This is a genomic window from Gluconacetobacter johannae (assembly GCF_014174305.1).
GTDB lineage: Bacteria > Pseudomonadota > Alphaproteobacteria > Acetobacterales > Acetobacteraceae > Gluconacetobacter > Gluconacetobacter johannae.
On record NZ_JABEQH010000001.1, the window covers coordinates 61,453 to 75,492 of the forward strand.

Consider the following 14,040-nt stretch of genomic DNA (forward strand, 5'->3'; position numbering starts at 1 on the left):
AATACGCACGGCCTGGAACGGGGTGAGCCTTGCGGCGCCCGAACCCGCCCACAGAAAAAAGTAAGGCCCCACCGTGGCAAAAGAACCAACGCAGAATGTTCAGGACGTCTTCCTCAACCACGTCCGACGGTCGAAGACCCCGGTCACCGTGTTTCTGGTGAACGGTGTGAAGCTTCAGGGTATCATCACCTGGTTCGATAATTTCTCGGTGCTGCTGCGCCGCGACGGCCATACGCAGCTTGTCTACAAGCACGCGATCAGCACCGTGATGCCCGCGACCCCGGTGGTCCTGTTCGAACCGTCGCGCGGCGAGGAAGCGGCGGTGGATGCGGCGGAAAAAGACATGGCGGGTGACACCGATATCCTCTGAGACGCGCATGGAGCAGTCCGCGACGCGGGCGGCGGTCATCCTGCCGTGGGAGCGGCCTGACCGCCAGGACGAAGTCCGTGCCGCCGAAGCCCGGCTGGAAGAGGCGGTGGGCCTTGCCGCGTCGATCGGCCTGGTCATCGTCCGCAAGGCGATCCTGCTGTTGCGCGCACGTCGCCCGGCCACGCTGCTGGGCAGCGGCCAGGTCGACTCGCTGCGTGCGGCGGTCCAGGAGGACCGTGTCGCCGTCGTCATCATCGATTCGCGCCTGACGCCGGTGCAGCAGCGCAACCTGGAACGGGCGCTGGGCTGCAAGGTCATCGACCGGACGGCCCTGATCCTGGATATTTTCGGCGAGCGCGCGGCGACGAAGGAAGGCACGCTTCAGGTCGAACTGGCGCATCTGGAATATCAGCGCAGCCGCCTGGTCCGGACCTGGACGCATCTGGAACGCCAGCGCGGCGGATTCGGCTTCCTCGGCGGCCCCGGCGAAACGCAGATCGAGGCCGATCGCCGCATGATCGGCGACCGCATCGTGCGCCTGAAGCGCGAACTGGAGCAGGTGCGGCGCACCCGGGGGCTGCATCGCGCGGCCCGGCGGCGGGTGCCGTTTCCGGTGGTGGCCCTGGTGGGCTATACCAATGCCGGAAAATCCACCCTGTTCAACGCCCTGACCGGGGCCGCCGTCTTTGCCCAGGACCAGTTGTTCGCCACGCTCGACCCGACGATGCGCGGCATCCGCCTGCCGTCGGGGCGGCGGATCATCCTGTCCGACACCGTGGGATTCATCAGCGACCTGCCGACCGAGCTGGTCGCCGCCTTCCGCGCGACGCTCGAGGAAGTGGCCGAGGCCGACATCATCCTGCATGTCCGCGACATCTCGCATCCCGACAGCACGGCGCAGCGCACCGATGTCGAGGACGTCCTGGAAGGCATGGCCCGCAGCGGCACGCTGGAGGAGGACTGGCGGTCGCGGGTGATCGAGGTCCAGAACAAGGCCGACCTGATCGGCGGTCGCGAGGCCGTGCATGCGCGCAAGGGCAGCGTGGTCATTTCCGCCATCACCGGCGAGGGCCTGCCCGAGCTGCTGTCGGCGATCGACGCCCGCCTCACCGAAGCCATGGAAACGGTGCATTATACGCTGCCGGTGGGCGAGGGGGCGTTGCTGGCGTGGCTCTATGCCCATGGCGAGATCACCGAGCGCCGGGACGGCGAGACCGAGATCGAGGTGACCGCCCGGCTGCTGCCGGCCGACCGGGCGCGCTTCGATCTTCAGACTGCGGAGCGCGGCAGGTAGGGCAGCCCGCGCGTGACAGCCGGCGGAGAATGACGATGACGGTCCCTGTTTCGGTCAATGGCATGCGCGCCGTGCTGGAGGTCATGCGTGGCGCGGCGTCCCGGCAGATCATGCCGCGCTTCCGGCGGCTCGATTCGACAAGCATCCGCTGCAAGAGCAGCCCGCTGGACGTCGTGACCGAGGCCGACGAGGCTGCCGAGCGCGAGATCGCCGCTGCCCTGCGTCACCTGTCGCCCGGCGCCGTGGTGATCGGCGAGGAGGCCGCATGCGCCCGGCCCGACCTGCTGGATGCGCTGGGCGACGCCGAACTGGCCTATGTGATCGATCCGATCGACGGCACTGCCAATTATGCCGCCGGCGTGCCCCTGTTCGGGGTGATGGTGTCGGCGGTGATCCGGGGCGAGGTCGCGGGCGCCGCGATCCTCGATCCGGTCTGCGATGTGGCGGCCCTGGCCGTGCGGGGCGAGGGGGCCTGGATGGTGGGCCCCGACGGGAGCGAACGCGCCCTGTCCGTGGCGTCCCCCGTGGCGGCCGAGGCGATGTGCGGCAATGCGTCGTGGCGGTATCTGAACCCCGCGATTCGCGACACCGTGGCGCACAATCTGCCCCGGGTGATGGGGTCGTGGGATTTTCGCTGCGCCGCGCATGAATATCTGATGGTCGCGGACGCCAAGTGCCATTTCCTGCTGTTCAACCGAACCCTGCCCTGGGACCATCTGGCCGGGTGGCTGATCCATCGCGAGGCCGGGGGCTATTGCGCGCATTTCGACGGCTCGCCCTATCGTGTGACCGACCGGGAAGGCGGGCTGCTCTATGCCCCGGATCGCGCCAGTTGGCAGGATCTGTACGACCTGCTGATGGAGCGGCCCTCCGGCCGATGATTTTCCCCCTGGGCGGGGCAACCAATCCCCCTGGCGGGCGTCAGGATTTCCAAGGTCGGGCCTTGCCCGAACCCACCGGGGCCTGAGGCCCCGGACCCCGATCATGGATAACGAATTGGTTTCCAGGGGCCGGTGGCCCTTGGCGGGTTTCAGGGCAGCGCCCTGAGGGGGCCGAGCCATGCGTCTGATGATGACGATGCCGGGTTCTGTTTTCTGCCTGGCGCTTGCGCTGCTGTCGTCCCCGGCCGGCGCCCAGGGGTCGGGCACGGAACCCTCGGGCAGTGGGACCGCGCCGCCCGATGCCCCCCATGCGACCGGCACCGACACGCTGGAACGCACATTGCCGCCCTCGCGACGCCAGGCCCAACCCGCGCCGATGCCGCACCGGCCAGAGCAGCCGCCACACCGGAAGCCGGTGGAACCGACGGTTTGCCCCGACGCGCGGAAGGACCGGTCGGGGCACTGCTCCGGCAACCTTCCGCCATCGCCGGCCCCGTCGCGGGACGGGCCATGACGCCGCGCGCCAACTGGAAGGGCCTGCTGCGGGTCGGCGAACTGGTCTGCCCGGTGGCGCTCTATACCGCCGTCTCGGAATCCGAGCGTATTGCCCTGCATATCCTCAACCGCGCCACCGGCCATCGCGTGCGGCGGCGCTTCGTGGACGAGGAGACCGGCCAGCCGGTCGCGCCGGACGATCAGGTGAAAGGGTACGAAACCGGCCCCGGCGAGCATGTGATGCTCGAACCCGACGAGATCGCCGCCGCCGTGCCCGACAGCGACAGGACGCTCGCGGTGTCGGCGTTCGTCGCGTGCCGCGAGATCGACGACATCTATCTCGACCGGTCCTATTATCTCGCCGCCGGGACGTCGGACGAGGAAGGCGCCTATCCGCTGATCCGCGATGCGTTGCGGGACATGAAAATGGCGGCGCTGGCGCAAAGCGTGCTGTTTCGCCGCGTCCGGACGCTGCTGATCCGCCCCTGCAAGGCGGGGCTGATCGCCTCGACCCTGCATTTCGACTACGAAATCCGTTCGGTGGACGAGGCGTTCCAGGACATCCCGGCGGAGGGGTTGAAGGGCGAGATGATCGACCTCGCCCGGCATATCATCCACACCCGGATGGGTCATTTCGATCCGGCGGCGTTCGAGGACCGCTATGAAGGCGCGCTGGCCGCGCTGGTCCGGGCCAAGAGCGAAGGGCGCAAGATCGAGGCCCCGGCCCGGCCGGCGCGCGGCGCGGTTGTCGATCTGATGGCGGCCCTGCGGGCCAGCGCGGGCCAGAAGCGGCCGGCGACCCGCCCACCCGGCGGCCGGGCGGGCCCGCGCCGGAAGGCCGGTTGAGCCCGATGGCGACGCTCCAGACCTATCGCAAGAAGCGCGATTTCCGCATCACGGCCGAGCCCAGGGGGGCGGCCGCGGCGGCGGCGGGCCATCTCTTTGTCGTGCAGAAGCACGCGGCGCGACGCCTGCATTACGATTTCCGCCTGGAAGTGGATGGCGTGCTCAAAAGCTGGGCCGTGACGAAAGGCCCAAGCCTGGTCCCCGGCGAGAAACGCCTTGCCGTGCATGTCGAGGACCATCCCCTGGAGTACGGCGATTTCGAAGGGACGATTCCAAAGGGACAGTACGGCGGCGGCACGGTCGAATTGTGGGATCGCGGCATCTGGACCCCGCTGCATGACGTGGCCGCCGGCCTGGCGAAAGGGCATCTCGATTTCGAATTGCAGGGCGAAAAACTGCACGGGCGATGGCATCTGGTCCGAATGGCGGCCAGGGGGCGCGAGAAGCGGGACAACTGGCTGCTCATCAAGGGAGATGACGCGGCCGCCCGCACCGAGGCCGACCCTGACATTCTCGACGAACGGCCGGACTCGGTGAAGACCGGTCGGTCCCTCGACGATATCGCGGCGGGGCGTCCCCCGGTCCCCCGGCGAAGCACGCCTGCCGGACCCGACCGGATCAAGGGCGCCGTCCCCGCGCCGATGCCGGCCTTCGTCGAACCGGAACTGGCGACCCTGGCGCCCCGGCCGCCGGGTGGCCGGCGCTGGATCCATGAAATCAAGTTCGACGGCTATCGTCTGCTGGCGCGGGTCGCGGAGGGGCAGGTCCGGTTGCTGACCCGCGGCGGCCTGGACTGGACGGCGCGATTCGGCCCCCAGGTCATCGACAGGCTGTCGGCCCTGCCGCTGGATGACGCGCTGATCGACGGCGAGATGGTGGTGGAGAGTGCGAACGGCGTCTCCGATTTTTCCGCCCTGCAGGCGGATCTTTCCTCCGGGCGGACGGACCGGTTCGTCTTCTATGTGTTCGATCTGCTGCATTGGAACGGGCAGGATCTGCGGGGCGCGCCGCTGACGGCGCGCAAGGAGATCCTGCGGACTCTCGTCCCGGCGCAGGACGGCCCGCTACGCTTCAGCGACCAGTTCGACCAGGCGGGCGACCTGGTGTTCCATCATGCCTGCCGGCTGAGCCTGGAAGGGGTCGTCTCGAAGCTGCGGGATGCGCCGTATCGGTCGGGCCGGGGCAGGGAATGGGTCAAGTCGAAATGCTCCGCCCGGCAGGAATTCGTGATCGGCGGCTATGTGCCTTCCACGGTTTCGAAGACGGCGATCGGCTCGCTCGTGCTTGGGGTCTATGATGGGGATGGCCTGTGCCATGTCGGGCGCGTCGGCACCGGTTTCAGCGCCGCGCTGGCGCGGGAGCTGTTCCGCCGGCTGGACCCGATGGGGGTGGGCGCCAGCCCGTTCGCCGGCGCGTTGACGGCCGACGAGGCGCGGGGCGTACGGTATGTGCGCCCCGAACTGGTGGCCGAAATCGAATTCCGGGCATGGACGGCGGACGGACATCTGCGCCATGCGTCCTTCCGTGGCCTGCGCGACGACAAGCCGGCCACCCAGATCGTCCGGGAGGTCGAAACACCCCAGGCCGCCCCCACGCCGCCGCAGCGCCGTATCGTGACCCTGACCCATCCCGACCGGCTGTACTGGCCGGACGCAGGGGTCACCAAGGAAGGGCTGGCCGATTATTACGCCGATGTCTGGCGCTACATCGCGCCCTTCATCGTCGATCGTCCCCTGGCGCTGCTGCGCTGTCCCGACGGCATGACGGGCCAGCACTTCTTTCAGAAGAATTTCTGGAAAGGAGCCGGCCCCGGCGTGGTGGCGCTGGACGACCCCGCCGCGGAGGGCGGAAAGCTGATCGGCATTCGTGATTTCGAGGGATTGATGGGCCTGGTGCAGGCCGCGACGCTGGAGATTCATCCCTGGGGAGCGTCGTGCCGGGACTGGGAGCGGCCGGACATGATCGTGATGGATCTGGACCCCGGCGAGGGCGTGCCCTGGACCGCCGTGATCGACGCGGCGCACGAGGTGCGGCAGCGGCTGGAGGCCGCCGGCCTGTCGGCCTTCGTCAAGCTTTCGGGCGGCAAGGGCCTGCATGTCGCAAGTCCCCTGGTGCCCGGCGCGGACTGGCGCGCGGTCAAGGCCTTCACCCAGGGGCTGGCGCGGGCCATGGCGTCCGACAGTCCCGACTGCTACGTGGCGACCATCACCAAGGCCCGGCGGCAGGGGCGGATTCTGGTCGATTACCTGCGTAACCAGCGGGGCGCGACGGCCGTCGCACCCTATTCGACCCGCGCGCGGCCGGGCGCGCCGGTGTCCATGCCGCTGGCGTGGGATGAACTGGGCCCGGAGGTCGGGCCGGCGCATTTCACCCTCGCCACGGCCCCCGCGCGGCTGGCCGCCCTCGATGCCGATCCGTGGGAGGGATTCCGCAAGGCCGCCCGGCCGCTGGAGGTCGCGCCGCATGACGTCGCATAGAGGCGCGTTCTACCGCCGCCGCCCCGATTCGGCTTCCAGGCTGGCTTTCAGCGCGTCCATGATGTTGACCACCCGGCCCGGGGCCGGGCCTGCCGCCCGTGGTTTGCGCGGCCGCTGGCGGGTTTTCTTCCGGGCTTCGATGATATCCAGCAGGTGGTCCTGCACCGGGTCGGTGACCATCTTCGGGGTCCAGGGGGCCTTCTGCCGGTCGATCAGTTCCTTCAGCAGCTTCATTTCCGGATCGTGCCGCCCCTCGGCGTCGCCCTCGGTGAAATAATCGGCGGCGTCGCGGACCTCGCCGCCGAAATGCAGCGTCCACAGCACGATTCCCTTGCCCCGGGCTTCCAGCAGCACCGCCCGTTCCCGGCGATACATGACCAGGCGCGAAATCCCGACCGTGCCGGTGGCCACAAGGGCGGCCTGGATGACCCTGTATGCTTCTTCCCCGATCTCGTCGTCGGGCATCAGGAAATGGGGGGTATCGTACCAGACCCAGCCGATGCTGTCGGCCGGCACGAAGGTTTCGATGTCGATGGTGTGCGTGCTGTCCAGCGCGACGGCGTCCAGCTCGTCGTCCTCCAGCATCACATAGCCGTCCTCGCCCCGGGGATAGCCCATGACCTGCGCGTCATCCGCGACGGGGGCGCCGGTCTGGGCATCGACATACTGGCTTCGCAGCCGATGTCCGGTCTTCCGGTTGATGGTGTGAAAGCGAACCTTCCCGCTTTCCGTCGTCGCGGGCGTCATGGCCACCGGGCAGGTGACCAGCGACAGCTTCAGATAGCCTTTCCAGAAGGGGCGTTGTGCCATCGCCTGGGGCCCTCGCCTTGGGGAAGGGGCGGACTTGCGTCGTCAGGAAACGTGCGCGTGACCCCACGGTTGCCGGACCAGGCTGGGGGCATCGTGTCAGGGGATCTGGCGCTCGCGGCGCTTGACCGCCTGCCAGCCGGCCTCCATCTCGGCCAGCGTCGCGTCCGGCAGGGTGCGGCCCTGGGTGGCCAGGTCCTGCTCGACGGCGGTGAAGCGGCGGGTGAATTTGGCGTTGGCCTGGCGCAGGCAGTCTTCGGGGTCGAGGTCCAGCTTGCGCGCCAGCGTCGCCAGGGTGAACAGCACGTCGCCCAGCTCATCGGCGATGCGCGCCCGGTCGCCGGAGCCGAGTTCGGCTTTCAGCTCCGCGATTTCCTCATCCACCTTGTCGGCGACCTCCGTCGCCGTGGCCCAGTCGAACCCGACCCGTGCGGCCCGGGCCGACAGCTTGCGGGCACGCAGCAGCGCCGGCAGGCCTAGGGGAATGCCGGCCAGCGTGCCGTTTTCCTGCCGGGTCAGCCGCTCCTCCGCCTTGCCGTCCTCCCACTGGCCGGGACGCAGGGGGGCGGCGCCGAACACATGCGGGTGGCGGCGGATCATCTTGTCGCCGATCATCGTGGCCACGGTCGCGAAATCGAACCAGCCCGCTTCCTCGGCCATGCGCGCGTGATAAGCGACCTGCAGCAGCAGATCGCCCAGCTCGTCGGGCAGGGCGGCCCAGTCCTGGCGCGCGATGGTGTCGGCGACCTCGTAGGCTTCCTCGATCGCGTAGGGGGCGATCGAGGCGAAATCCTGCTCCTGGTCCCAGGGGCAGCCGTCCTTCGGGTCGCGCAGGCGGGCCATGATTTCGATCAGACGCTGAATCGCCTGGGCGGCATCGGACATCGCGGGGGGCTCCGGTCTGGAAGAAGGGAGCCGGCAGGGTAGGGCGAACCGGCCGTCCTGTCATGGCGTTCATCCATGCCTTGGTTCCGCGCAGCCCACGGGATTATAGTCCGCCGCGATCCCGCACGGCGGGTCATGCGAGGCGGACGGACCCATGGACGGACAGGCGACGGTTTTCATTGACGGCGAGGCCGGGACGACGGGCCTGGGGATTCGCGAGCGCCTGCGCGGCCTGCCGGTGACGGTCCGATCCATCGCCGCCGAACATCGCAAGGACCCGTCGGCCCGCCGCGACATGATGGAATCGGTCGATATCGTGGTGCTGTGCCTGCCGGACGCCGCCTCGCGCGACGCGGCCGGCATGGTTGAGTCCATCGCGCGGGCCGGCGGGCGGGCGCCCCGGATCCTGGACGCCAGCACGGCCTTTCGCGTGGACCCGGACTGGGTCTACGGCTTTCCCGAAATGGGGCAGGGACAGGCGGACGCCATCCGGACGTCGCGCCGGGTGTCCAACCCCGGGTGCTATCCGACCGGGGCCATCGGGTTGCTGCGGCCGCTGGTCCTGGCGGGGATGATGTCCCCCGACCATCCGGTCACCATCAACGCCGTCAGCGGTTATAGCGGCGGCGGCCGCACGATGATCGAGGCGCACGAACGCGACGGCGGCCCGGCCTTCGACCTGTACGGGCTGACCCTGGAACACAAGCATGTCCCGGAGATCACGCGCTATTCCGGCCTGTCGCGGGTCCCGGTGTTCGTGCCGTCGGTGGGGCATTTCCCGCAGGGGATGATCGTGTCGATCCCGCTGCATCTGGACATGCTGGCCGGCCCGGTGACCGGGGCCGACCTGCGGGCGGTTCTGGCGGCGTTCTATGCCGAATCCGATCTGGTCAGCGTCGAGGACGCCGGGCCGGGCCTGATCGCCGATACATTGGCGGGGACCGACCGGATGGAACTGCGCGTGCATGCCAATGACGCCCGGCGCCAGGCCGTGCTGACCGCGCGCCTGGACAATCTGGGCAAGGGCGCGTCGGGGGCGGCGATCCAGAATATCGCCCTGATGCTGGGTCTGGCGCCGTCGGCCCGGCCGGCCTAGCGGTCGATTGCCAGTTCGCCCCGTTTGCTGATAAGCAGGGCGCCAGGCGAGAGTGACGGAACGGTAGACGTAGTCGGCTCAAAATCGACCGCCGCAAGGCATAGGGGTTCGAGTCCCCTCTCTCGTACCATCAATTCCGGACAGGATGATGCTTTCTCTTTCCCCCGATGCGATCACCAAGCCCGGCGTACGGCCGGGCAATCCCTGCTTTTCCTCCGGCCCCTGCGCCAAGCGTCCGGGCTGGTCGCTGGATGCGCTGTCGGGGGCGCTGCTGGGCCGGTCCCATCGCGCGCCCGACGGGCGGGCGCGGCTGAACGAGGTCATCACCCGGTCCCGCGCCATCCTGGGCATGCCCGAAGGCTGGCGGCTGGGCATCGTTCCCGGCTCGGACACCGGGGCGGTCGAAATGGTGCTGTGGTCGCTGATCGGCGAACGGCCGGTCGACGTGCTGGCGTTCGAGAGCTTTTCCGCGACCTGGGCCGACGACATCATGGCGCAGTTGCGCCCCCCCGCCGCGCGGGTGCTGGCGGCCGAGTACGGCAGCCTGCCCGACCTGGGGCAGGTGGACTGGTCGCATGACGTGGTGCTGGCCTGGAACGGCACGACCTCGGGCGTATGCATTCCCGATGGATCGGCCATTCCGGCGGACCGCGAGGGCCTGGTGATCTGCGACGCGACCTCGGCCGCCTTCGCGATGGACCTGCCGTGGGAGAAGCTGGATATCGTCACCTGGTCCTGGCAGAAGGTCCTGGGGGGCGAGGCCGCGCACGGCATGCTGGCCCTGTCGCCCCGCGCCGTGCGCCGGCTGGAGGAAACGCCGCCGCCGCGCGCCCTGCCCAAGGTCTTCCGCCTGACCTCGAAGGGCAAGCTGATCGAAGGCATCTTTCGGGGCGACACCATCAACACGCCCTCGATGCTGTGCGTCGAGGACGCGCTGGACGGGCTGCGCTGGGCCGAGGGCATCGGCGGCCTGCCGGCGCTGATCGGCCGCAGCAAGGCCAATCTGGCGGTTGTGGCGGACTGGGTCGCGCAGTCGGACTGGGCGGCGTTCCTGGCGCAGAACGCGGCCGAACGGTCCAGCACGTCGATCTGCCTGACCATCGTCGCCCCCTGGTTCCGCGCGCTGGACGCCGGCGCGCAGGCGAAGGCGGCCAAGCGGATCGTCGCCCTGCTGGAGGCCGAGGGCGTGGCGCTGGATATCGGCAGCTATCGCGACGCGCCCGCCGGCTTGCGCCTGTGGGGCGGCGCCACGGTCGAGACGGCCGATCTGCGGGCGCTGCTGCCGTGGCTGGACTGGGCCGAGGCGCAGGTCCGCGCCGAATACGCATAGGGGCCGGCCGCTCGGGCCGGGACGATCCACCTGCGGAGATGACGGATCGCCGCGACGATGGTATAGGCGCGCGCATGACGGACGATCCGCCTCCCAACCCCGCCCTGCTGCCGGCAGGTTTTGTCGACCTGCTGCCTCCGGACGCCGAGGCCGAGGCCGCCGGCATGGAGGCCCTGATGCGGGTTTTTGCCGCCCACGGCTACAGCCGGGTCAAGCCGCCCCTGCTGGAATTCGAGGACACGCTGCTGTCCGGCTCCGGCGCGGCGGTGGCCGAGCAGGCGTTCCGCCTGATGGACCCCGACACGCGGCGGATGATGGCGCTGCGCCCCGACATCACCCCGCAGATCGCACGGATCGCGGCCACGCGCCTGGCCGAGGCGCCGCGCCCGCTGCGCCTGTCCTATGCTGGGCTGTGCGTGCTGGCCAGCGGCGGGGCGCGGGAGAGCGATCGGCAGATCTCGCAGGCCGGCATCGAGCTGATCGGCCCGGATTCGCCTGAAGCCGATGCCGAAATCGTCGCGCTGGGGGCCGAAGGGCTGGCGGCGCTGGGCGTGCCGGGCGTGTCGTTCGACCTGACGATGCCGCCCCTGGCGCCGGCGCTGATGGCGGAAATCGACTATGCGCCCGACGAACGGCTGGCGCTGATGCGCGCGCTGGACCGCAAGGACGCGGCGGCGGTGGCGCGTCTGGCCGGCGGCCTGGCCCCGGTGCTGACCGAACTGCTGCATGCCGCGGGGCCGGCCGACCGTGCCCTGGCGGTGCTGGCGGGGCTGGACCTGCCGCCGTCGGTCCGGCTGCTCAGCGACCGGCTGGCGGCGACCGTGGCGGCGATTGCGGCGCGGGTGCCCGATATCCGCCTGACGGTCGATCCGATCGAATTCCGGGGCTGGCAGTACCATACGGGCGTGTGCGTCACCGTCTATGCCCGGGGACAGCATCAGGAACTGGGCCGGGGCGGACGCTACCGGTCGAACGATGACGAACCCGCCTGCGGCCTGACCCTGCGGCCCGAGGCGCTGCTGCGCGCGGCGCCGGTCCGGGCAGGGCGGACCCGCGTGTTCCTGCCGGTGAATGCCGCCCCCGAACTGGGCCGCCGCCTGCGCGAGGACGGGTACGCCACCGTGGACGCGCTGGGCGCCGTGGCCGACCCGGCGGCCGAGGCGCGGCGCCTGGGATGCGCGATGCTGGCCCGTGGGGACGGAATCGTGGCGCTCGACTGACGCGCCTGATAAGTCAGGCGGCACAAGGGGGGCTGGTCCCGCCCGGTTCTTTATCCAGTTTACCCGGCGGCCACGATGCACGGCCCGGACGGGCAGCATTTCAAGGAGCACATCATGTCCAACGTCACCGTGATCGGCGCCCAGTGGGGTGACGAGGGGAAGGGCAAGATCGTCGACTGGCTGGCCAGTCGCGCCGACATCGTCGTGCGGTTCCAGGGCGGGCACAATGCCGGCCATACCCTGGTCGTGGGCGACCAGACCTACAAGCTGTCGCTGCTGCCGTCGGGCCTGGTGCGGGGCAAGATGGGCGTGATCGGCAACGGCGTCGTGGTGGACCCCGAGGCCCTGCTGGCCGAAATCGACCGCGTCACCGCGCAAGGGCTGGAGGTCACGCCCCGCACGCTGCGTATCGCCGAGAACGTGCCGCTGATCCTGCCGGTGCATGGCGCCATCGACCGCGCGCGCGAGGCTGCGCGCGGCGACCGCAAGATCGGCACGACCGGACGCGGCATCGGCCCGGCTTACGAGGACAAGGTGGCCCGCCGCGCCATTCGCCTGTGCGACCTGGCCGAGCCCGAGACGCTGGACTGGAAGCTGGACGAACTGCTGCTGCACCACAACACGCTGCTGGCGGGCCTGGGGTCGGAAACCTTCACCAAGGACGCCCTGCTGGCGCATCTGAACGCGCTGGCGCCGCGCGTGCTGCCCTTCATGGACACGGTGTGGGAATTGCTGGACGACAGCAGCCGGGCCGGCCGCAAGATCCTGTTCGAGGGCGCGCAGGCGGTGATGCTGGATGTCGATCACGGCACCTATCCGTTCGTCACCAGTTCCAACACCATCGCCGCCAATGCCGCGACGGGCAGCGGGGTCGGGCCGGGGACGGTCGGCTTCGTGCTGGGGATCGCCAAGGCCTATTCCACCCGGGTGGGCGAGGGGCCGTTCCCCAGCGAACTGCATGACGAGATGGGCCGTACCCTGGGCGAGCGCGGCCATGAATTCGGCACCGTCACGGGCCGTCCGCGCCGCTGCGGCTGGTTCGACGCCATGCTGGTGCGCCGCGCGGTGCGCGTGGGCGGCGTCAACGGCCTGGCGCTGACCAAGCTGGACGTGCTGGACGGGATTCCGGAACTGCGGATCTGCACGGGATACGAACTGGACGGCGAGGAAATCCGCCATTTCCCCTCGGCGCCGGCGGCACAGGCGCGGGTGAAGCCGGTCTATGAGACGCTGGAAGGCTGGAGCGGCACGACCTATGGCGCCCGGTCGTGGGCCGACCTGCCGGCCCAGGCGATCAAATACGTCCGCCGGATCGAAGAACTGGTCGAAGCCCCGGTGACCCTGCTGTCCACCAGCCCGGAACGTGACGACACCATCCTGATGCGCGACCCGTTCGAGAACTGAAATCACGCGGCCGGGCAGGGGCAAAAGCCCCCGCCCGGAGATTATCCGGCTTGGTGGGCCTGGCGATGGGCCTCGACTTCCGCCTTCATCGCGGCCTGGACCTTCTCGAACGCCCGGACCTCGATCTGGCGCACCCGCTCGCGCGAGATGTTGTAGGTGTGGGACAAATCTTCCAGCGTCGCCGGTTCGTCCTTCAGCCGGCGTTCGGTCAGGATATGGCGCTCGCGGTCGTTGAGCGTCTTCAGCGCGTTGTCCAGCAGTGCCTTGCGGCCGCTGAATTCCTCGCTGTCGGCCAGGGTCTGTTCCTGGTTGTCGTGCTCGTCCACCAGCCAGTCCTGCCACTCGCCTTCGCTGTCGGCGCGCAAGGGGGCGTTCAGGCTGTGATCCGGCGCCGAGAGGCGACGGTTCATGTTGATGACGTCCTGCTCGGGCACGCCCAGGGACTGGGCGATCTTGTTCACCTGTTCGGGCTGCAGGTCGCCGTCGTCGATGGCCTGCATCTGCCCTTTCAGGCGACGCAAATTGAAGAACAGCTTCTTCTGGGCGGCGGTCGTGCCCATCTTCACCAGCGACCAGCTATGCAGGATATATTCCTGGATAGCCGCGCGGATCCACCACATCGCATAGGTCGCCAGCCGGAAGCCACGATCGGGGTCGAAGCGGCGGACCGCCTGCATCATCCCGATATTGCCTTCGCTTATCAGTTCGCCCAGCGGCAGGCCGTACCCGCGATAGCCCATGGCAATCTTGGCGACCAGGCGCAGATGGGAGGTGACGAGCGTGTGCGCGGCCTTGGTGTCGCCCTTGTCCTTCCAGCTGCGGGACAGGCGCTGCTCCTCCTCGGGGGAGAGCATGGGGAATTTGCGGATGTCCTGAAGGTACCTTGACAGGTTGGTTTCAGGACCAACATTGAGAATGGAAGAGGCCATGGGATC

The 14,040-nt window shown here is 69.3% G+C and carries 13 protein-coding genes and 1 tRNA gene; 11 read left to right on the plus strand and 3 right to left on the minus strand.

Going from position 1 to position 14,040, the window contains the following annotated elements; translation table 11 throughout:
• The first annotated feature begins 73 nt into the window (after positions 1–73).
• From hfq to ligD, 6 genes are all read left to right on the plus strand, one after another.
• Complete coding sequence (gene hfq / locus HLH21_RS00270; RefSeq protein WP_182940227.1) at positions 74–370, plus strand: RNA chaperone Hfq; 297 nt, start codon at positions 74–76, stop codon at positions 368–370.
• 7 nt (positions 371–377) lie between these two features.
• Positions 378–1,664: a GTPase HflX gene (gene hflX / locus HLH21_RS00275; protein WP_182940228.1), complete on the plus strand. Its 1,287-nt coding sequence runs from the start codon at positions 378–380 to the stop codon at positions 1,662–1,664.
• A gap of 35 nt (positions 1,665–1,699) precedes the next feature.
• Positions 1,700–2,545, plus strand: a complete 846-nt coding sequence (locus HLH21_RS00280; RefSeq protein ID WP_182940229.1) for an inositol monophosphatase family protein — start codon at positions 1,700–1,702, stop codon at positions 2,543–2,545.
• Between the two features lie 196 nt (positions 2,546–2,741).
• On the plus strand, positions 2,742–3,059 hold the full coding sequence (locus tag HLH21_RS00285; protein WP_182940230.1) for a hypothetical protein: 318 nt from the start codon (positions 2,742–2,744) through the stop codon (positions 3,057–3,059).
• Entirely contained in the window at positions 3,056–3,886 is an 831-nt protein-coding gene (ku, locus tag HLH21_RS00290; RefSeq protein WP_182940231.1) for a non-homologous end joining protein Ku, read from the plus strand. The genes HLH21_RS00285 and ku (HLH21_RS00290) overlap by 4 nt, the downstream gene beginning before the upstream one ends.
• 5 nt (positions 3,887–3,891) lie before the next feature.
• On the plus strand, positions 3,892–6,363 hold the full coding sequence (gene ligD / locus HLH21_RS00295) for a DNA ligase D (protein ID WP_182940458.1): 2,472 nt from the start codon (positions 3,892–3,894) through the stop codon (positions 6,361–6,363).
• Positions 6,364–6,372: 9 nt separating this feature from the next.
• Here ligD and ku (HLH21_RS00300) read toward each other — a convergent pair whose 3' ends face one another.
• Together ku (HLH21_RS00300) and mazG are read right to left on the minus strand one after the other, a co-directional pair.
• The gene (gene ku / locus HLH21_RS00300) at positions 6,373–7,173 is read right to left on the minus strand and encodes a non-homologous end joining protein Ku (RefSeq protein WP_182940232.1); all 801 of its coding nucleotides are present in this window, start codon (positions 7,171–7,173) and stop codon (positions 6,373–6,375) included.
• A gap of 96 nt (positions 7,174–7,269) precedes the next feature.
• Positions 7,270–8,055 (minus strand): nucleoside triphosphate pyrophosphohydrolase, encoded by a 786-nt coding sequence (gene mazG / locus HLH21_RS00305; RefSeq protein WP_182940233.1) that lies wholly within the window; start codon positions 8,053–8,055, stop codon positions 7,270–7,272.
• A gap of 154 nt (positions 8,056–8,209) precedes the next feature.
• On the opposite strand from mazG, the gene argC reads away from it, so the two are divergent.
• The 5 genes from argC (at position 8,210) to HLH21_RS00330 (ending at position 13,105) form a co-directional block, all read left to right on the plus strand.
• A complete protein-coding gene (argC, locus tag HLH21_RS00310; RefSeq protein WP_182940234.1) occupies positions 8,210–9,151 on the plus strand; it encodes an N-acetyl-gamma-glutamyl-phosphate reductase in 942 nt (313 codons plus the stop codon).
• A 46-nt stretch (positions 9,152–9,197) separates the two neighbouring features.
• Positions 9,198–9,281 (plus strand) — tRNA-Leu (locus HLH21_RS00315).
• An 18-nt stretch (positions 9,282–9,299) separates the two neighbouring features.
• Positions 9,300–10,481 (plus strand): phosphoserine transaminase, encoded by a 1,182-nt coding sequence (locus HLH21_RS00320; RefSeq protein ID WP_182940235.1) that lies wholly within the window; start codon positions 9,300–9,302, stop codon positions 10,479–10,481.
• A 74-nt stretch (positions 10,482–10,555) separates the two neighbouring features.
• Positions 10,556–11,701, plus strand: coding sequence for an ATP phosphoribosyltransferase regulatory subunit (locus HLH21_RS00325; protein ID WP_182940236.1), 1,146 nt, complete (start codon positions 10,556–10,558; stop codon positions 11,699–11,701).
• 114 nt (positions 11,702–11,815) lie between these two features.
• Positions 11,816–13,105, plus strand: a complete 1,290-nt coding sequence (locus HLH21_RS00330) for an adenylosuccinate synthase (RefSeq protein ID WP_182940237.1) — start codon at positions 11,816–11,818, stop codon at positions 13,103–13,105.
• Positions 13,106–13,146: 41 nt separating this feature from the next.
• Here the strand turns inward: HLH21_RS00330 and rpoH are convergent, their stop codons facing one another.
• Positions 13,147–14,034: an RNA polymerase sigma factor RpoH gene (gene rpoH / locus HLH21_RS00335; RefSeq protein WP_182940238.1), complete on the minus strand. Its 888-nt coding sequence runs from the start codon at positions 14,032–14,034 to the stop codon at positions 13,147–13,149.
• Between the last annotated feature and the right edge of the window lie 6 nt (positions 14,035–14,040).

Excerpts from the sequence above, each read along its gene's own strand:
- hflX (WP_182940228.1), top strand. The coding sequence starts at position 378 with ATGGAGCAGTCCGCGACGCGGGCGGCGGTCATCCTGCCGTGGGAGCGG.
- HLH21_RS00280 (WP_182940229.1), top strand. The coding sequence starts at position 1,700 with ATGACGGTCCCTGTTTCGGTCAATGGCATGCGCGCCGTGCTGGAGGTC.
- HLH21_RS00285 (WP_182940230.1), top strand. The coding sequence starts at position 2,742 with ATGCCGGGTTCTGTTTTCTGCCTGGCGCTTGCGCTGCTGTCGTCCCCG.
- ku (WP_182940231.1), top strand. The coding sequence starts at position 3,056 with ATGACGCCGCGCGCCAACTGGAAGGGCCTGCTGCGGGTCGGCGAACTG.
- ligD (WP_182940458.1), top strand. The coding sequence starts at position 3,892 with ATGGCGACGCTCCAGACCTATCGCAAGAAGCGCGATTTCCGCATCACG.
- ku (WP_182940232.1), bottom strand. The coding sequence starts at position 7,173 with ATGGCACAACGCCCCTTCTGGAAAGGCTATCTGAAGCTGTCGCTGGTC.
- mazG (WP_182940233.1), bottom strand. The coding sequence starts at position 8,055 with ATGTCCGATGCCGCCCAGGCGATTCAGCGTCTGATCGAAATCATGGCC.
- argC (WP_182940234.1), top strand. The coding sequence starts at position 8,210 with ATGGACGGACAGGCGACGGTTTTCATTGACGGCGAGGCCGGGACGACG.
- HLH21_RS00320 (WP_182940235.1), top strand. The coding sequence starts at position 9,300 with ATGCTTTCTCTTTCCCCCGATGCGATCACCAAGCCCGGCGTACGGCCG.
- HLH21_RS00325 (WP_182940236.1), top strand. The coding sequence starts at position 10,556 with ATGACGGACGATCCGCCTCCCAACCCCGCCCTGCTGCCGGCAGGTTTT.
- HLH21_RS00330 (WP_182940237.1), top strand. The coding sequence starts at position 11,816 with ATGTCCAACGTCACCGTGATCGGCGCCCAGTGGGGTGACGAGGGGAAG.
- rpoH (WP_182940238.1), bottom strand. The coding sequence starts at position 14,034 with ATGGCCTCTTCCATTCTCAATGTTGGTCCTGAAACCAACCTGTCAAGG.